16 protein-coding genes are annotated in these 17,100 nt (G+C 68.6%); 11 read left to right on the forward strand and 5 right to left on the reverse strand.

Annotated elements, in window-relative coordinates:
• Nucleotides 1-2 precede the first annotated feature (2 nt).
• The 7 genes from OG933_RS10975 (at nucleotide 3) to OG933_RS11005 (ending at nucleotide 6,809) form a co-directional block, all read left to right on the forward strand.
• The gene (locus tag OG933_RS10975; protein ID WP_362524970.1) at nucleotides 3-968 is read left to right on the forward strand and encodes a sugar ABC transporter permease; all 966 of its coding nucleotides are present in this window, start codon (nucleotides 3-5) and stop codon (nucleotides 966-968) included.
• Entirely contained in the window at nucleotides 965-1,858 is an 894-nt protein-coding gene (locus OG933_RS10980) for a carbohydrate ABC transporter permease (RefSeq protein ID WP_405626764.1), read from the forward strand. The genes OG933_RS10975 and OG933_RS10980 overlap by 4 nt, the downstream gene beginning before the upstream one ends.
• 207 nt (nucleotides 1,859-2,065) lie before the next feature.
• The gene (locus tag OG933_RS10985) at nucleotides 2,066-3,061 is read left to right on the forward strand and encodes an ATP-binding cassette domain-containing protein (RefSeq protein ID WP_405626766.1); all 996 of its coding nucleotides are present in this window, start codon (nucleotides 2,066-2,068) and stop codon (nucleotides 3,059-3,061) included.
• On the forward strand, nucleotides 3,061-3,864 hold the full coding sequence (locus OG933_RS10990) for an ABC-2 family transporter protein (RefSeq protein WP_362524975.1): 804 nt from the start codon (nucleotides 3,061-3,063) through the stop codon (nucleotides 3,862-3,864). Before OG933_RS10985 ends, OG933_RS10990 begins: the two co-directional genes overlap by 1 nt.
• The gene (locus tag OG933_RS10995) at nucleotides 3,864-4,664 is read left to right on the forward strand and encodes an ABC transporter permease (RefSeq protein WP_405626768.1); all 801 of its coding nucleotides are present in this window, start codon (nucleotides 3,864-3,866) and stop codon (nucleotides 4,662-4,664) included. The genes OG933_RS10990 and OG933_RS10995 overlap by 1 nt, the downstream gene beginning before the upstream one ends.
• A 166-nt stretch (nucleotides 4,665-4,830) precedes the next feature.
• Nucleotides 4,831-5,361, forward strand: coding sequence for a hypothetical protein (locus tag OG933_RS11000; RefSeq protein WP_405626770.1), 531 nt, complete (start codon nucleotides 4,831-4,833; stop codon nucleotides 5,359-5,361).
• Between the two features lie 119 nt (nucleotides 5,362-5,480).
• Nucleotides 5,481-6,809: a jacalin-like lectin gene (locus OG933_RS11005; protein WP_405626773.1), complete on the forward strand. Its 1,329-nt coding sequence runs from the start codon at nucleotides 5,481-5,483 to the stop codon at nucleotides 6,807-6,809.
• Between the two features lie 126 nt (nucleotides 6,810-6,935).
• Here OG933_RS11005 and OG933_RS11010 read toward each other — a convergent pair whose 3' ends face one another.
• Complete coding sequence (locus tag OG933_RS11010; protein WP_405626775.1) at nucleotides 6,936-7,640, reverse strand: CatB-related O-acetyltransferase; 705 nt, start codon at nucleotides 7,638-7,640, stop codon at nucleotides 6,936-6,938.
• Nucleotides 7,641-8,119: 479 nt separating this feature from the next.
• Between OG933_RS11010 and OG933_RS11015 the strand changes: the two genes are divergently transcribed.
• On the forward strand, nucleotides 8,120-8,725 hold the full coding sequence (locus tag OG933_RS11015) for a WHG domain-containing protein (RefSeq protein WP_362524987.1): 606 nt from the start codon (nucleotides 8,120-8,122) through the stop codon (nucleotides 8,723-8,725).
• A gap of 5 nt (nucleotides 8,726-8,730) precedes the next feature.
• Here the strand turns inward: OG933_RS11015 and OG933_RS11020 are convergent, their stop codons facing one another.
• Nucleotides 8,731-9,558 (reverse strand): isocitrate lyase/phosphoenolpyruvate mutase family protein, encoded by an 828-nt coding sequence (locus OG933_RS11020; RefSeq protein WP_405626778.1) that lies wholly within the window; start codon nucleotides 9,556-9,558, stop codon nucleotides 8,731-8,733.
• A gap of 264 nt (nucleotides 9,559-9,822) precedes the next feature.
• On the opposite strand from OG933_RS11020, the gene OG933_RS11025 reads away from it, so the two are divergent.
• Nucleotides 9,823-10,203, forward strand: a complete 381-nt coding sequence (locus OG933_RS11025; protein WP_405626780.1) for an antibiotic biosynthesis monooxygenase family protein — start codon at nucleotides 9,823-9,825, stop codon at nucleotides 10,201-10,203.
• A 219-nt stretch (nucleotides 10,204-10,422) separates the two neighbouring features.
• Here the strand turns inward: OG933_RS11025 and OG933_RS11030 are convergent, their stop codons facing one another.
• Entirely contained in the window at nucleotides 10,423-10,794 is a 372-nt protein-coding gene (locus OG933_RS11030) for a VOC family protein (RefSeq protein ID WP_327185722.1), read from the reverse strand.
• Between the two features lie 211 nt (nucleotides 10,795-11,005).
• On the opposite strand from OG933_RS11030, the gene OG933_RS11035 reads away from it, so the two are divergent.
• Nucleotides 11,006-12,391, forward strand: coding sequence for a hypothetical protein (locus OG933_RS11035; protein WP_405626782.1), 1,386 nt, complete (start codon nucleotides 11,006-11,008; stop codon nucleotides 12,389-12,391).
• Here the strand turns inward: OG933_RS11035 and OG933_RS11040 are convergent.
• Together OG933_RS11040 and OG933_RS11045 are read right to left on the reverse strand one after the other, a co-directional pair.
• Nucleotides 12,336-14,087, reverse strand: a complete 1,752-nt coding sequence (locus OG933_RS11040; protein ID WP_405626783.1) for a DUF2264 domain-containing protein — start codon at nucleotides 14,085-14,087, stop codon at nucleotides 12,336-12,338. The two genes, OG933_RS11035 and OG933_RS11040, sit on opposite strands and share 56 nt — an antisense overlap.
• Nucleotides 14,088-14,177: 90 nt before the next feature.
• A complete protein-coding gene (locus tag OG933_RS11045) occupies nucleotides 14,178-15,224 on the reverse strand; it encodes a rhamnogalacturonan acetylesterase (RefSeq protein ID WP_405626785.1) in 1,047 nt (348 codons plus the stop codon).
• A gap of 191 nt (nucleotides 15,225-15,415) precedes the next feature.
• Here OG933_RS11045 and OG933_RS11050 point away from each other — a divergent pair, with 191 nt between their 5' ends.
• Entirely contained in the window at nucleotides 15,416-17,098 is a 1,683-nt protein-coding gene (locus OG933_RS11050; protein WP_405626787.1) for a rhamnogalacturonan lyase B N-terminal domain-containing protein, read from the forward strand.
• The last annotated feature ends 2 nt before the right edge of the window (nucleotides 17,099-17,100 follow it).

Genomic DNA, 17,100 nt, shown 5'->3' on the forward strand with positions numbered 1-17,100 from the left:
ACATGTCGACGACCAAGACGCGCGACCTCGCGCGCCCCGCCGCGGCCGAGGCCTCACCGGCCAAGCCGCGGCGGGCTCTGCGGGGCAGCCCCACCTTCAACTTCTGGCTCTTCACCGGGCCGTTCCTCGTCGGCCTGGCGATCTTCGTCTACGCGCCGATCCTCTGGAGCCTTTGGCTCAGCTTCTTCGAGGCCCGCTTCACGGTCACGCCCGACAAGTTCGTCGGCTTCGAGAACTACACGTACATGCTGACGAACGACGACTTCGTCGGCTCGCTCGGCACCTTCACCGTCTTCGCCGCGTTCATCGTGCCCACCACCTGGGCGCTGTCGCTGGGCCTGGCCCTGCTCGTGAACCGGCTGCGCTTCATGCGGGCGTTCTTCCGTTCGGTCTTCTTCCTGCCGACCGCGTGCAGTTACGTGGCCGCCTCGCTGATCTGGAAGATGTCCATCTTCAGCGGCGTCCGCTTCGGCATGATGAACACGGTCCTCGGCTGGTTCGGGATCGAGAACATCGCCTGGCTGGCCGACCCCAGCCCGCCCTGGTACTGGTTCGTCATCGTCACCGCACGGCTGTGGCTCCAGTCCGGCTTCTACATGATCCTGTTCCTGGCCGCGCTCCAGAACATCCCGGGCGAGCTGTACGAAGCCGCCGCCATCGACGGCGCCAAGCCGGGCTGGCAGACCTTCCGGTACATCACCCTGCCCCAGCTGCGCGCCACGTCCACCGCGGTGATCCTGCTGCTGCTCATCGCCGCGTACCAGGCCTTCGACGAGTTCTACAACCTGCTGTCGAAGACCACGTGGGGTCGTCCGCCCCTCGTCGAGCTGTACTACAAGGCCCTGGGCGAGAGCCAGGACTACGGTTCCGGCAGTGCGGGCGCGGTCATTCTGACCGTGCTGATCTGCGCCGTGACCCTGCTCCAGGGCAAGTTCCTGGGCTTCGGCAGGGGGGAGGAGTCCAAGTGACCACCACGACGCCCGAAGTTCGGGAATCCGCGCCGTCGTCGGACAGGCCCCGCCGCGGCGGTCGCGGCGGAGTGATGAGCTCCACCGGCCTGTACATCGCCACCGGGATCGCCGGCTTCTTCTTCCTGATCCCGTTCTACCTGCTGATCCGCAACGCCCTCTCCACCGACGCCGACATCACCGGAGAGAACTGGAAGTTCTTCCCCACGGACATCCAGTGGGGCAACATCGGCGAACTGTTCACCGACGAGACGGTGCCGTTCGGCCAGTCCCTGTGGAACTCCGCGGTCGTGGCCACCCTGCACACCGTCGGTGTCCTGCTGGTGTGCTCCCTCGCGGGCTACGGTCTCGCCCGCATCCCCTACCGGCACGCCAACAAGGTCTTCTACGCCGTCCTGGGCACCCTGATGGTCCCGACGGCGGTCACCTTCGTCCCGAGCTTCGTCCTGGTGTCGTCGCTCGGCTGGGTGGACACCTACCGGGGCCTCATCATCCCGGGCCTGTTCAGCGGTTTCACCTGTTTCCTGTTCCGGCAGTACTTCCTGGGGTTCCCCAAGGAGCTGGAGGAGGCGGCGCGGGTGGACGGACTGGGCTACTGGGGCGCGTACTGGCGCATCGTGGTGCCCAACTCGCTGAACTTCTTCGCGGCGATGGCGACCATCACCTTCATCAACGGCTGGAACTCCTTCCTGTGGCCGCTGGTCATCGGCCAGGACCCGAGTTCGTGGACCGTCCAGGTCGCTCTCTCCAACTACATGACCAACCAGACCGTCGTCTTCCATCTGATCTTCATGGCCACCGCCTTCTCCATCCTGCCCCTGGTGTTCGTGTTCCTCTTCCTCCAGCGCTGGCTGGTCCAGGGGATCGCGCAGACCGGCATCAAGGGCTGACCCAGGAGACCGATGTCCTTCCGCGGCTCGGCCGTCGACCACGTCGAAAGCGTTCCTGAACGCCGAACCCGTCGTGTTTTCCTGCGTGTTCCCGGAGATCGATTAATCGATTGACCATTTGATCGACATTCCGACACGGTGATGACGTCTCCCGCGGCCGGCCGGCTCCCCCAGCCGGCCGGCCGCGCTTCACTGAAGGTTGAACAAGTGATCGGCAGCATCGAAGTACGCGATCTCTCCCGCACCTTCCACACCACCGTCCGCCGACCCGGCCTGGCCGGCGGACTGCGCTCCCTGGTCAACCCGGAGCGGGTCGCCAAGCACGCCGTCTGCGACATCACCTTCGACGTGGCCGCCGGCGAACTCCTCGCCCTGCTCGGCCCGAACGGCGCCGGCAAGTCCACCACCATCAAGATGCTCACCGGCATCCTCACCCCGACCTCCGGCGAGGCACGCGTCGCCGGTGTGGTGCCGTACCGGGAACGGGAGCGCAACGCCCGCAACATCGGTGCCGTGTTCGGGCAGCGCACACAGCTGTGGTGGGACCTGCCGGTGCGCGAGTCGTTCGCGATCCTGCGGGACATCTACGAGGTACCGAAGGCCGAACACGCGGTCCGTCTGAAGGAGTTCGACGCCCTGCTCGACCTGTCCTCCTTCTGGGACACCCGTGTGCGCCACCTCTCCCTCGGCCAGCGCGTGCGCTGCGACCTCGCGGCGGCACTGCTGCACGACCCACCCGTCGTCTTCCTCGACGAGCCGACGATCGGGATGGACGTGGTGGTGAAGGAACAGGTCCGCGAGTTCCTGCGCCATCAGGTCGAACAGCGGGGCCGGACGGTCCTGTTGACCACGCACGACATGACGGAGGTCGAGCGGCTCGCCGAACGCGTGGTGCTGATCAACCACGGACGGCTGGTCCTGGACGGCACCCTCGACGAGATCCGTCGCAGGTTCGGCTCGACCTGGCAGGTGCGGGCCACCCTCGCCGATCCGCACGCCGAGGTCGTGGCCCTGCCGGGGATCGCGGTGCTGCGACACGACGGCTCCCGCGTGGTGTTCGGACCGGACGGACCCGGCGCGCCGACGGTGCACCAGGCGCTCAAGTCGGTCATCGAACGATACGAGGTCACCGACATCGCCCTCGACGAGGCCGAGTTGGAGGACGTCATGCGGGCCGCGTACGTGCAGGCCGGGGACGCGTGATGGCGGTCCTGAACGCCTGGCGCACGGCCCGGGTGACCCCGCTCGGCGAGTTGCACACCCCACCGCGGATGACGGCCGTCCTGCTGCGACTGGCCGTCCAGGTGGTGCTGGTGGCCTCGCTGTGGCACGGGCTGTACGCCCATACGGGAACCACCGCGGGAATGACCAGCGACCAGGCGGTCACCTACGCCGTGCTGGCCGTACTGGCGTCCCGGCTGCGGGAGTTGGACCAGTTCGCGGCCCGGGACTCCGTGATCCAGCACATGCACTTCGGCACCATCGTCTACTGGTACCTGCGCCCGTTGTCACCCCAGCGCTACTACGCCCTGCGGGCACTGGGCGAGCAACTGTACGGTCTGGCGTGGGCGTTGACCGGCTACGCGGTCTGTCTCGCTGCCGGAGTGGTGGAGCCGCCCGGGTCGGCCGCCGTGGCGGCGGTGTTCGCACTGAGCCTCCTGCTCGGCCAGTGGATCCTGTACTACGTCATGCTGGCCATCGACCAGCTGTGCTTCTTCACCCTGCGCAACAACGCGGCGATGCTCATCCTGATCTTCGCGCAGAACCTGCTGTCCGGGGTGTACGCGCCACTGTGGTTCTTCCCCGACTGGTTCGTCACGCTGAGCGGTTTCCTGCCGTTCCAGGCCACCCTGAGCGTTCCGCTGTCGCTCTACGTCGGTCGCATCCCGCTGTCGGACGCCGTCCCCGCGCTGCTGGTGCAGGTCGCCTGGGTGACGGTGCTGGCCCTGTTCACCCGGCTGGTGTGGCGACTCGCCGCCCGTCGGGTCATCTCCCAAGGAGGCTGATGCCCTTGAAAGCCGTACGTCTCGCATGGCGCATCACACGTCTCAACTTCCGTGCCCAGCTGGAATACCGTTCCGAGTTCCTGATGATGGTCGCGATCGGCGCCGTCTGGCAGGTCTCCGTCATCGTGTTCGCGACCGTGCTGCTGACCCGCTTCAGCGGGATGGGCGGCTGGGACAGCTCGGACGTGCTGCTCATCCCGGCGACCCGGATGCTCGCCCACGGTCTGTTCGTCCTCTTCCTGGGCCGCATGCACGGAATCGGTTACTACATCCAGGAAGGCCAGATCGACGTCTGCCTGGTGCGGCCCCTGCCGGTGCATCTCCAGGTCCAGCTGCGCGTGTTTCCCACCAATGCCATCGGTGATCTGACCGTCGCCGTGGGGCTGACGGTGGCGGCACTCGGCCGCAGTCACCTCGACTGGACGGCGGGCCGGATCTCCTACCTGGTGACGGCCGTGCTCGGTGGCATGCTGCTGGAGGCCGCCCTGTTCACGGCGGTCGCCTCCGCCGCCCTGCGTTTCCCCACCGCCGACTACTGGGGCCGCTGGCTGGAGGAACTCCTCGGCACGTTCGGCAGCTACCCGCTCAACGTGCTTCCCAAGGCGGTGGGCGGCCTCCTGACGTACGGCCTGCCTCTCGCGTTCGTCGCGTACTTCCCGGCCGCCGTGCTCACCGGCCACGGCACCGCAGTCCCCTACTGGCTGGCGGCGGCCTCCCCCCTACTGGGCCTGCTGGCGTACCTCGGCTCGCGGCTGCTGTGGCGGTGGAGTCTGGGGCACTACACGGGGGTGAACGGGTGACCGGCACGGCGCCGGGTGGGGGCTGGGCCCCGCCCGGTCGGAGCGACCTCGGCCCGAAGGTGTCGATCACCGAGTCGGAGATCCGCAACCCGTTGCCCGCACCCCGAGGAGCAACGTCCGCATTATTGACGTTCCGTCGAGACGGTGCCTGATACACGATGGGCTCATGTACGACTCCTTCGACACACCCCGCCCCCGCACGGTCGCGCCCGGCGAGTACCCGGTGTGGGACGAGGCGCTGACCCTCGTCAACCACGACCTGAGCGCCCTTCTGCCGGACCGCGGCCCCCTGCACCTGGTGGCGCTGCCCGCCTGGCCGGAGGAGTCGGCCGACGACGAGCACGTGTACGTCGCCCTGCCCGACGGCCGATGGCACGGCAACGACCTGCCCCCGGACGCGGGTGCCGGGCCCGGCACCGCGCTCGCGGCTGTCGCCGAGGCCGCGCAGGACACGGTGCTGGAGTGCCTGTGGCAGGTGTGGCCCGTCTGCTCCGAGCACCGGCTCGGGATGCACCCGGGTCAGGAAGACGGGCAGGCGGTGTGGAGATGCGCGGGCGGAAACGACGAGCGGGAGCCGGGACACGTACAGGCGCCGGTCGGGAAGCTGGAGGAGTCGTACCGGTCGCGGAGGGAGCGCCGCAAGCAGCGCAAAGAGAACATGCAGAACAAGCAGAGCAAGCAGAACAAGCGGGGGTAAGCGTTTTCTCCTCCGCACTCACTGTTTCCTCAACAGCCCTTGTGCGTCACTCCGGACGGCCTCAATCTGAGCTTTGTTCAGCTCCTTCGCTGCTCTTCCCCCACCGGAGACACCCTCACATGAGACGACTCATCGGCACCCTGGCGGCCGGCGTTCTGGCCCTGACCGGCCTCACCGCGACCGCCGCAGCCCCCGCCCAGGCGGCCACCGCCGCCGCGTCCGGCACCTTCAACGTCCTGACGTACAACGTCGCGGGCCTGCCCGAGGGCCTCAGCTCCGGCCATCCGGCAACCAACACCCCCTTGATCTCACCGCGGTTGTCCGCGTACGACATCGTCAACGTCCAAGAGGACTTCAACTACCACGCGGCGCTCTACGCGGGCGACAACCATCCGTACCGCACCGCGACCAGTGGCGGCGCGGCCATAGGCGACGGCCTCAACACGCTCTCGGACTACGCCTTCGAAGACTTCGAGCGAGTACGCTGGAACAACTGCACGGGGACCAACTGCCTTACGCCCAAGGGTTTCACGCTGGCCCGGGTCCGGTTGGCCGAGGGCGTCTTCGTGGACCTCTACAACGTGCACACCAACGCGGACGACTCGGACGACGCGCTGGCCGCCCGCCGCGCCAACATCGAGCAGCTGTCGGACTTCATCCAGGCGAACTCGTCCGGCAACGCGGTGCTCGTGATGGGCGACACCAACACGCGCTACACCCGCGCCGGCGACAACATCCGCACCCTCGCCGACGAGAACGGCCTGACGGACGCCTGGGTACAGCGGGTGAAGGGCGGCACCCGGCCCACCCAGGGCACGGACGCGTTGCTCTGCCCGACGACCGCACCGACCAACGACTGCGAGGTCGTGGACAAGGTCTTCTACCGAGGCAGCAAGCTCCTGAGCCTGAACGCAACCCGTTACAACAACGAGTGGGCGTCGTTCCTGGACTCCGCCGGTGGCAACCTGTCGGACCACTTCCCGCACACGGTCGACTTCTCCTACACCCTCAACTCGACGTTGCGTGCCAGCGACTTCCTCGGCGGCCCGCACGGTACCGCGTTCAACGACGCTGACGACCTGCCGGCCACCCCGGCCCCGCGCACGCTGACCCTGCGGGGCGGAGCCCGCCTCGACGCGGTGGCCCTGACCCACGACGGCGGTACGACCCTCACCCACGGCGGCACGGGCGGCACGGCGACATCGCTGACGCTGGCGACGGGCGAACACCTCACCTCGGTGAAGCTGACACAGGGCCAGAAGGATGGCCGCACCAGGATCTTCTCGGCAGCTTTCACGACCGACAAGAACCGCACACTGTCCTCCGGCACGGCAACGACCGACGGCACCACCTTCACTGCCCCGTCCGGCTGGCAGATCGTCGGGTTCACGGGCCGCGGGGGCGACGAGGTGGACAAGCTGGGCGTGCTCTACGCGCCGATCAGCTGATCCGTGTCCGTAACCGTTTCCGTTTCCGCGTCGGCATCCGCGTCGGCGTCGGCGTCGGCGTCGGCGTCGGCCCGTGTGTCTCCGCCGGGACCCTGCGCCAGAACGTGAGCCCAGGCGCCCGGCAGGCTAGGCGGGCCCTCGTGGGGATGCCTCCGGGGAAACGGTTTCCGAGGCAGGGGCGTGCGGGGCTGTGGAGCTCGGCGCGGCGGCCACGAGGTCGTCGACGCTGCCGGACATGATCGTCCGCACATGGTCGGTGATGTGCTCGGCGGGCCAGTCCCACCAGGCGACCGCCAGCAGCCGGGCGACGTCCGCTTCGCTGTAGCGGCTGCGGATGAGACGGGCCGGGTTGCCGCCGACGATCCCGTAGTCGGGCACGTCGGCCGTGACCACGGACCCGGCGCCGATGATCGCACCGTGTCCGATCCGGACGCCGGGCATCACCGTCGTGCCGTAACCGAACCACACGTCGTTGCCGACCACGGTGTCCCCGCGGTTCGGCAGACCGGTGAGCAGGTCGAAGTGCTCGGCCCAGGAACCGCCCATGGTGGGGAAGGGGAAGGTGGAGGGGCCGTCCATGCGGTGGTTGGCGCCGTTCATGAGGAACCGCACTCCGGTTCCCAGCGCGCAGAACCTGCCGATGACCAGCTTCTCCGGACCGTAGTGGTAGAGCACGTTGCACGTCTCGAACGCGGTGGCATCGTCGGGATCGTCGTAGTACGTGTACTCCCCGACCTCGATCAGCGGGGACTTCACCAGCGCCCTGAGCAGCACGACACGCTGCTGCTCGGGCATGGGGTGCAGGACGGTGGGGTCGGCGGGCACAGGCATGCGATGCGTCCTCGCGGGGCTCGAGGCCCGGCGACTCGGAACTGGGCGCCGAGTCTGGTTCCGGGGCTGGGTTCTGGGGCTGAGGGCTGACGGCTGACGGCTGACGGCTGACGGCTGGGGCAGGGTTCCGGGGCTGGGCGCCGGGATCCGGGGTCCGTGTGCCGATCATGTTCCCAGCGGATGCCGTTCGGTGCCCGTCATTTCTCGGGTGGGCAGAGCAGGTGCTGAGCGGGGCCGGCGGTATCGGTCCGCCGTTGCAGGCCCTGGCAGCCCGGTCCGGGCCCGCTTGGCCCCGGACCCGGCAACATGAGCTGGGTCGGGGCGGGAAAGCGGTTACGGAGCGGTTCCCGGGCCCTGGACCCGGGCCCCCAGTTGGCGTCTCCACCCGCCGTCTCCACCCGCCGTCCACTGTCCCACCTGCGAGACCCTTAGGATCCTGCCTGATACTTCCAGGTCCGAGAACACACAAGGCGGTCCCCATGCCACGAGTCGGCCTCACCACCGACCGCCTCGTCGAAGCCGCCGCGGAACTGGCCGACGAGGTCGGTTTCGACAACGTCAGCATTTCGGCGCTGGCCCGACGGTTCGGGGTCAAGGACGCGAGCTTGTACTCGCACGTCAGGAACCTCCGGGAACTACGGACCCGGCTCGCGCTGCTGGTCGGCGGCGAGATGATCGACCGGATCGCCGTGGCCGTCGTGGGACTCGCAGGCAAGGAGGCGCTGGTCGCCTTCGCGGGGGCGTATCGGGAGTACGCCCTCCGGCACCCGGGCCGGTACGCCGCCACCCAGATCCGGATCGACCAGGAGATCGACCGGGAACTGGCCGCCCAGTCCCCCGCTCCCCGCCGAACCGCAGAGATCACCTACGGGATGCTCCGCGCCTACGACCTCGACGAACCTGACCTCACCGACGCCGTCCGCCTGCTGCGCAGCACCTTTCACGGGTACTGCACGCTGGAGGCAGCCGGCGGCTTCGGCGCACCCCGGGACGTGCAGCGTTCTTGGGACAAGGCCATCGACGCCCTGCACATGGCCCTGGTCCACTGGCCGCGAGAGACCGACACCGGCGACGCCGGTAGCTGACGCCCTCAGGCATGGCGTGCTACGTCAGCGCCCATTCTCTGTACGTCCTCGTACGTCGGCGTACGGCCACCCGGCCTGTGCCCCTCCCGGATCTCGTCGAGGGCGTCGAGCGCCGCACCCATCGCTCGCCGGTACAGGAACGAGCCGAGGCTGATACGGCTCACCCCCAGATCGCCGAGTTGGGGGACCGTGGGGCCGGTCGGCGAGTACAGGATGTTCAGGGGGACGTCCAGTCGTGCGACGAGCGCGGCGATCTCGCCCGCATCGGTCAGCCCCGGTACGAAGATCCCATCCGCGCCCGCCTGTTGATAGGCGTCGAGGCGGGACAGCGTTTCGGCTCTGCCGCGTTCCCCGCGTTCCCCGCATTCCCCACGTTCGCCCCGTTCGCCGAGCCAGTACGTGTCCGTACGGGCGTTGACGAAAAGGCCCGGCGCGGCAGCCTTGACCGCGGTGATCTTCGCTGCGTGCCGGTCGACCGACCCCAGGGCATCCTCCAGGTTGATGCCGACCGCGCCCACCGCCTCCAGCTGACGGGCGAACTCACCCACCTCGTCGGGATCTTCGCTGAAGCCGCTTTCCGCGTCGACCGAGAGGAGAAACGGTTGCGAACCCAGAATCAGCGCAAGCCGTAGGGTCTCGTCGCGAGTAGCCGACGCACCGTCCGGCAGCCCCACCGCAGCCGCCACCGCGAGGCTCGTCGTGCCGATCGCCCGGAAACCCTTTCGCGCCATGGCCATCGCGGTGGCATGGTCCCAGGCGTTGGGCAGGAGCAGCGGGGTACCGGCGTGGTGAAGGTCGGCGAAGGGGTTCGAGGTCTCCCTGAGTGCACGCATACGGTCCACGCTAGGGGCGCGTCCTTTCGGCCGCCGCCGAAGTGTTCCCGCTGATCTGCTTGCGTCTGACTGTTTCCTGCGAACTTTCCCAAGGAACTGTTTCCGGCGGGCTTTCCTCTTCGCCGCCTCCTGCTGGGCAGCTGATGCCGTATCAGGCAACGGTCACCCGAGCCCAGCCGGCTTCGGTCGGGAGCCCGATCCCTCGTGTGTCCCGTTCGGGAAGGACGCTGGATCGTTGGGCACATCCCGCCTTACGGTGGCGCCATGAGCAATCACTCGGAAGCGCCTGTCGCGCCTGTCGGCGCCTACGAACCCCCCTACTACGTGGCTGTCTTCACTACGGTGCGAACCCAGGAGCAGAGCGGCTACAGCGAGACCAACGCACGCATGGAAGACCTGGTGAAGGACGTCCCCGGGTTCCTGGGGATGGACCACGCGCAGACTCCTGGCGGGCTGTCCATCACCGTCGGATACTTCCGCGACGCCGACGCCCTCACGGAGTGGCGGTGCAACGCCGAGCACCGTGCGGCGCAAAAGCGCGGGCAAGTCGAGTGGTACCAGAGGTACACGCTGCATGTGGCGAAGGTGGAGCGGAGCCACGGGTTCGTCCGGGCGGAGGCTCCACAGGGCCCGACAGCAGGCTGACCAGCCGAAGCCACCTCAGCCACCGCCCCGCCAGGCTGTCCCGGGGAGCAGTACGAGTACGCGTCCCCGGGATCGATGACAACGAGTGCAAGCGCCCGGTGCGGTGTCCTTGATCAACCAGTGACGAAGGCTCACGCCCGGCGGCCGCCCACAGGGCAACCTTTCTCTGTCGCTCTATCGGCTACCGGCCGTCCGTGTTCGTGCCCTGTGGCCGCCGCCTCAGCCTGCGGCCCGCTCTGCCGCGCTGCGCTCCACGCAGAACTCGTTGCCCTCCGGGTCCGCGAGGACCGCCCATCCGGTGCCGTCGGGCCTACGGCGGTCGTCGACCAGTGTGGCGCCGAGCGCGAGCAGACGCTCGACCTCCTCCTCGCGCGTGCGGTCCTGCGGCTGGAGGTCGAAGTGAATACGGTTCTTCCGGCTCTTGGCCTCCGGGACGGTGACGAAGAGCATGCCCGCGCCCTCGATCAACGCCTCCTCGTCGCCCGGCTTGTCGTCCTCGTGGAGCGGCTGGCCGAACACCTCGGACCAGAAACTGCCCAGGGCGTAGGCATCGGAGCTGTCGATCGTCACGTGACGGAGTGCAGAAGTCATACGCGGATTCTTCTGTACTCCGTTCCCGCGGGGCAACGGAGATTCCGCCTCCACCAGCACGCGCCCATCGAGGCGCGCCGACAGAGCCGCATACACCGGGCCGGCTCACTTCCGGTCTCACCCTGGCCACGTCCGCCACGTTCGCCGCATGGGTTCCATCCGTGCCCACCCGGCACGGCAACCTTTTCCTGCCCAGCGGCGACCACCGGCCATGACAACTGCACGACGCACGACGCGCCACCGCCGTATGCGCGCGGTCCGCAAGCCCGCGATCGGCGCCCTCGCGGCTGCCGGGGTGCTCGCCGGCGCGTGGTGGGGCACCGCCGGGGCCGCGACGACCTCCCCGAACCTCTCCCCCACCACCACCGCCGTCACGCTCGCCGCCAAGTTCCCCTACCTGTCGGCCGGTTACAACAACACCCGGGAGTGGACGCGGACGACGACCGCGGTGGCGCCGAACGGCACGCTCCGCGTCGCCTGGCCGGCGGCGGACGGCGTCCACGTCACCCCGCTCACCACCGCCGGGAAACGCTCGGGCGCCGACACGGTCGTCAAGGGCGCCAAGGAGGTCGGCGGCCTGGTCGCGCACAACGACGGTTTCGCACTGCTCACTCGAGTCGCCGACACGAACAAGTGGAAGGAGACGGCGGCCGCGATCGTCCGCTACACGAGTGGCAAGCGGACCTTCCTCACGAAACTCACCGGAACCGCTTCCCACGACACCGCACCGCTGCTCGACGGGCAACTGACCTGGAACGGAACGAAGTACGGCGCCTACTTCGTCGTGCACGGAGCCGGCGGCTTCGCCGACGGGCACTACGGGGACAGGATGGCGTACCTGAGTGCCAAGGGGGCGAAGCTCACCGGGGGCTGGAGCTGGGGGTGCAGCCACAACGAGGGCATCGCCCTGCACGCCGAGACGACCGGCGCCTTCACCTCCCTGTGCTTCGACGACTGGCGCTCGGGGCTGTTCGTCTCGACCGGCATCGGCGCTCCGGACACCGCCCCCGTGGTGCAGCGCGAGCAGTGCTGGGCCGGATACTGCGGCGGTACCTTCCCCGGCCGTACCGGCGACCTGGTGAAGTCGTCCACCGGCCGTTACGTAACCGCCTTCGCATCCCGCGGCGCCGCCTCGGCCAAGAAGAACCCGGACGACGCCAGCGGCCGCGGCTGGACCGTGAAACCGAGGACGAGCACCCATCAGGTCGCGCTGGCCTTCATGAAGAACCGCAGCACCGGTCCGGGCAAGGCCGTCTACCTCACCAGCGCCGTCGGCACGGAGAACGTCAACGTCCATGTCGCCCCCTACGGCAAGGACCGTCTCCTCGTCTCCTGGGAGTCCCTGAAGGGCGCCAAGTGCGCCGACGGTACCTGCACCGGCACCTTCGCGGGCACCCACCTGCGTCTCGTCGACTGGAACGGCAAGTTCCAGAGCCCGGACAAGGTGGTGAGCACCCGCATCGCCGGCGACCTCGCGGTCCTCAAGGACGGGACGCTGACCTGGGCGTACGCCCCCGTGACACCGTCCTACGCAAAGCCGCTCACCGGGGCTTCACCGACCACGACGACGCTGCGGATTGCGCGTCTGAAGCCGTGAAGCGGAAATGGCGTTCCGAACCCGTCGGCCGGCGGACGCTGAGGTCGTACGCGCCGTGAACGCCGTCGGCCTGCACCCTCTGCACCTCCACGGACACCAGTTCCCGCAGGGGCAGGGGGTGGGGCTCGGCCGTGAGGCGGGCCAGCGCGACGAAGAGAGTCGCCGGGCCTTCGCCCAGCACACCGGACAGGGGGGACGTGCCCGCCAGCCCGTGCACGGGCACCAGCTCGGCCCGCTCGTGCCCGCCTTCCACCGGTGCCCAACCCGTGACGTGCACTTCCGTTCCCGGCTCCGCGCCGGCCACCAGGTGGGCCCGCACCTCCACCGCGCCCTCGGCCACCACCAGGCTGGTGACTTCGGCCCCGGAGCTCAGCACATACCGGGAGGCCGCCCAGTCCCCTCCCACGCCGAGCGGGACGATGCCCTCGCGACGCGGATCACCGCCGACCATGACGACGTTGTCCGGTGGCGCGTCCAGCGGCCGTGTGACCGTGGAGTACGCGAACCGTGTGTAGTAGGGGTCGTAGCGCACGTCCTCACTGCCGTGGTTGTGCAGCCGGACCAGACCGTCCGAACTCGTCGACTGCAGAAGCCAGTTGGGAGCAGCAATGGGGGTAACCGCATTCTCCCGTTCCACCGACCCCGGCTCCTCCGTCGCCGTCCACACCTCGTGTTCCGGTGGAAGCAACAACCCGAGGAAGCCCTTGCTCGCCCAATAGGGGGAGGCCGGTCCCGAGTAGCCCTGGAGAACCGACTCGTCGGGGCCGTGCCAGCCGAGGGTCAGCAGACCCTGTTCGTCGACCGCGCCGCGCTCCAGGAAGTACTTCAGCGCACCCGAGGCCAGGCGCCGGGTCTCGCCGGAGGGGAGCGGGGTGTGGCCGGTCAGGGCGCCCAGCCACAGGGGGGCGGTGGTGGCGAAGCGATAGGTGAGGGAACGGCCCTGGTGCAAGGGGGCACCGTCACCACCGAACAGGCGTGCGTAGTCGTCGAGATGGGCCCTGAGCCGGCCGCCGTACAGGGTGAGCAGCTCGGGGTCGTCGGCCAGCCAGGCGTGCAGGACCGGGTAGAGGTGCATCGCCCAGCCGTTGTAGTAGTCGAAGGCACGGCCGGCGCCGTCGCTGTACCAGCCGTCGGCGACATACCACTGCTCGATGCGTTCCAACCCGCGGTCGATCGCCTTGCGGGAGGCCTCCGGCTCATGACCGACGGACTCCAGGAAGCCGCCTACCGTCACCGGGAACAACTCCCAGTTGCAGGGCCAGGCCTCGGCGGTCAGCGCGTCTGCGAGCCAGGCCGCGGCGCGCTGTCGGACACCGTCGTCGAGGCGGTCCCAGAGCAGCGGGCGGGTCAGTCGCAGCGCGAGGGCGATCGACGCGGCCTCGACGAGAGGCTGACCGCGGTCCTCGATGCGGGGCCAGACGCCGCTGACACCCGCCGCGAGACCGGTTGCGTAACGCTCCAGCGCCGTCTCGTCACGGCGGAAGGCCGCCAGCAGCAACGTGCGAGCGTACCCCTCCAGGCCGTCGGACAGGTGGCCCGACCAGCTCTCCCGGTCGCCGGGAAAGTGGTAGAGAGCGCGATCCTCGGTGGCGTACGGCTCCACTGCGGCGAGCAGCGCGTCGGCGGCGGCCTCCCAGTGGGCGCGGGTGTAGCCGGTGCGGGGGCTGCGGGCGAGGTCGGGCGGGGGCAGGTGCATCTGCTGTTTCTTTCCTTCGCGGCCGGTGCGGAGCCTGGTGATGCCAGGACCTGGGGGCGTCCCGGTTCCGGTCGGGGCGCCCCCAGGCGTTCATCCCACCCGCACGGTGCCCCTCGGCACCAGATGCTGGGCGACGAGTTCGTCGCGGACCAGGCCCGCGTAAACCGTTGCTCCGTGCACGGAGGTGTGCGTGTTGTCGCGTTTCTCGTTGTAGAGGTAGAGCGCCTTGGAGCCCTCGACGCCCAGGGACTCCACCAGCGCCTTGGTCTTGGCGGTGAGGTCGATCAGCGGAACCTCCTGGGTGGCGGCGACCGAGCGGATCACCGTCGGGTGGTCGACGCCAAGTCCGTTGACGAGCAGGGCGGTTCCGTTGTTCAGCGTGCCGTCGGTATTGAACCACCGGCGCACGATGGGGGTCACCAGGACCGGACGACCACCCTTCTCCCTCACTCCCGCCACCAGTGTCTCGAGATTCGCCCGGTAGGTCGCCTCGTCGGTCGTCTTGTCGTTGTGGGCGAGTTGGACCAGGACGAGGTCGCCGGGACGGATCAACGGCTGAACCGTGGCCCAGAGCAGCGGGTTCCCCAGATAGGTGACCGTACTCTCCCCGGAATCGGCATAGTTGGCGACCGAGACTCCCCGGCGCAGATACTGCGGCAGTTGCTGGCCCCACCCGGTGTACGGGTCCCCCGGCTGGTCGCAGACAGTGGAGTCACCGACGAGGAAGACCTGCCGCGCGTGCCGGGCACGGGTGACCCTGATGTCGGCCAGGGCCGGCGCCGAGCCGCCTACCGCCAGGTCCAGACCGGCGGTTCCGGCCGCACCCGTCGGCTCACCCTCAGGGGTTCGCACGTCCACCGTGAAGCTGCGGACCACCCGTCCGCCGGCGGGAGCGGCGATCTCGGGGAGCAGGGCGCGCCGGGTCTCTCCGCTGATGCCGGTACTCGACTCGGCGTCGCCACCGAGGACGACTTCGACGTCGTAGGTGCCGGGCGGGACGTCGAAGTGGCACGCGGTTGCGGTGCAGTTGTCGATACCGAGGGATGCGCGACCGCCGTGCGCCTGAGCGGCGGGTACCGCGGTCAGACCGGCGGTCAGGGTCAGCGCCGCCAGCACGGCAATGTTGAAACGTCTCACTTGCGGCTCCTCCGTCACGGCAACAGGGGCTGGCGGCTGGACCGTACCGCCTCTGGCAAGCGCTTTCTAGACCTGGGACCGATTTCACGAGATTGCCAACCTCCAGCCAGCGAAAGCCCTTTCGCGAAATCGATTCAACTGTCACTCTCTCAGGCACCCGCACCCCCACACCTCCCGAAGGAGGCACCCCCATGTCCGGATCCGAGAACCACCGGCCGATCCGACGCCGCACCTTCGTCATCGGCACCGCGGCCACAGCAGGCTCGGCCGCCCTGGCCGGGCCGCTCGCCGCACCGGCCGCCGCAGCAGCCTTCGGCTACACCGACGACGGCTCGAACTACGTCGTCGACACCGGCGCCAACCTGGTCTTCAAGGTCAGCAAATCCACCGGCGACCTGACCTCGCTGACCTACCGGGGAACCGAGTACCAGGGCTACGGCGGCATGAACTCGCACATCGAGTCGGGCCTCGGAAGCTCCACCGTGACGATCACGCAGTCCGGCTCGACGATCCTGATCTCGGTCACGCACGGCACGCTGAAGCACTACTACGCGGCCCGAAGCGGCGAGAACAACGTCTACCTGTGGACCAACAAGGCAGACACATCTGTTTCGGCAACCCGTTACATCGTGCGCGTCAAGGCGGGCCTGTTCCTCAACGACGAGCCCGACTCCTACACGTACACGACCAGCACCATCGAGGCCTCCGACGTCTTCGCGAAGTCCGACGGCCAGACCCGCTCCAAGCACTACTCCAAGCTGCGCGTCATCGACTACAACTACATCGGCTGGACGACCGGCAGCGTCGGTCTCTGGATCGTGCGCAGCAGCCACGAGAAGGCCTCGGGCGGCCCCTTCTACCGCTCCCTCCTGCGCCATCAGAGCGCCGACGGCGGCGGCCTGTACGAGATCCTGTACTACGGCCAGAACCAGACCGAGGAGCAGCGCTTCGGCCTCCAGGGCCCCTACGTCATCGCCTTCACCGACGGCGGCACCCCCTCCTCGTCACTGTTTCCGGGCACCCTCACCACTTCGTGGGCGGATTCGCTCGGCATCTCCGGCTACGTCGCGGCGAGCGGCCGGGGCAGGGTCGCGGGAGTCGGCATCACGGGACGCAACACGGCGCACCCGTACACGGTCGGGCTGGCCAACTCGGCCGCACAGTACTGGGGTTCGGCACGGTCGTCCGACGGCTACTTCTCGATCACCGGGGTCCTCCCGGGGACGTACACGCTGACCGTCCACAAGAGCGAACTGGCTGTATACAGTACGCAGGTGACCGTATCCGCGGGCGGGACGACCACCCTCAACTCGATCGCGATCCCGTCCTCGAACGACCCGGGCAACGCGAGCGCGATCTGGCGGATCAACGACTGGACCGGCACGCCGAGCGGCTTCAAGAACGCCGACCTGATGACGTACGCCCACCCTTCGGACGTCCGGGCTGCCGCCTGGACCGGCAATGTGGTGATCGGCAGTGGCAGCGAGACCTCGGCGTTCCCCTGCTACATCTGGAAGGACGTCAACAGCGGTCTGCTCGTGTATTTCAAGCTCACCGCGGCCCAGGCCGCCGCCGCGCACACCCTGCGCATCGGCGTGACGACGGCCTACGCCAACGGCCGGCCGCAGGTCGTCGTGAACGACACCTGGACCTCGGCCATCCCCTCCCCACCCACCCAGCCGAGCACCCGGTCCCTGACCAACGGGTCCTACCGGGGCAACAACTACACGTTCACCTACAGCGTTCCGGCGAGCGCATGGCTCACGGACACCAGCCAGTACAACGTGCTGAAGATCAACGTGGTGAGCGGTTCGGGGACGACCTCCTACCTCAGCGCGGGCACGTCGATCGACGCGATCGACCTTCTCGCCTGACG

The sequence above is a fragment of the Streptomyces sp. NBC_00016 genome, assembly GCF_045040885.1.
Taxonomy (GTDB): Bacteria; Actinomycetota; Actinomycetes; order Streptomycetales; family Streptomycetaceae; genus Streptomyces; species Streptomyces coriariae.

Excerpts from the sequence above, each read along its gene's own strand:
- OG933_RS10975 (WP_362524970.1), top strand. The coding sequence starts at position 3 with ATGTCGACGACCAAGACGCGCGACCTCGCGCGCCCCGCCGCGGCCGAG.
- OG933_RS10990 (WP_362524975.1), top strand. The coding sequence starts at position 3,061 with ATGGCGGTCCTGAACGCCTGGCGCACGGCCCGGGTGACCCCGCTCGGC.
- OG933_RS10995 (WP_405626768.1), top strand. The coding sequence starts at position 3,864 with ATGCCCTTGAAAGCCGTACGTCTCGCATGGCGCATCACACGTCTCAAC.
- OG933_RS11000 (WP_405626770.1), top strand. The coding sequence starts at position 4,831 with ATGTACGACTCCTTCGACACACCCCGCCCCCGCACGGTCGCGCCCGGC.
- OG933_RS11005 (WP_405626773.1), top strand. The coding sequence starts at position 5,481 with ATGAGACGACTCATCGGCACCCTGGCGGCCGGCGTTCTGGCCCTGACC.
- OG933_RS11010 (WP_405626775.1), bottom strand. The coding sequence starts at position 7,640 with ATGCCTGTGCCCGCCGACCCCACCGTCCTGCACCCCATGCCCGAGCAG.
- OG933_RS11015 (WP_362524987.1), top strand. The coding sequence starts at position 8,120 with ATGCCACGAGTCGGCCTCACCACCGACCGCCTCGTCGAAGCCGCCGCG.
- OG933_RS11020 (WP_405626778.1), bottom strand. The coding sequence starts at position 9,558 with ATGCGTGCACTCAGGGAGACCTCGAACCCCTTCGCCGACCTTCACCAC.
- OG933_RS11025 (WP_405626780.1), top strand. The coding sequence starts at position 9,823 with ATGAGCAATCACTCGGAAGCGCCTGTCGCGCCTGTCGGCGCCTACGAA.
- OG933_RS11030 (WP_327185722.1), bottom strand. The coding sequence starts at position 10,794 with ATGACTTCTGCACTCCGTCACGTGACGATCGACAGCTCCGATGCCTAC.
- OG933_RS11035 (WP_405626782.1), top strand. The coding sequence starts at position 11,006 with ATGACAACTGCACGACGCACGACGCGCCACCGCCGTATGCGCGCGGTC.
- OG933_RS11040 (WP_405626783.1), bottom strand. The coding sequence starts at position 14,087 with ATGCACCTGCCCCCGCCCGACCTCGCCCGCAGCCCCCGCACCGGCTAC.
- OG933_RS11050 (WP_405626787.1), top strand. The coding sequence starts at position 15,416 with ATGTCCGGATCCGAGAACCACCGGCCGATCCGACGCCGCACCTTCGTC.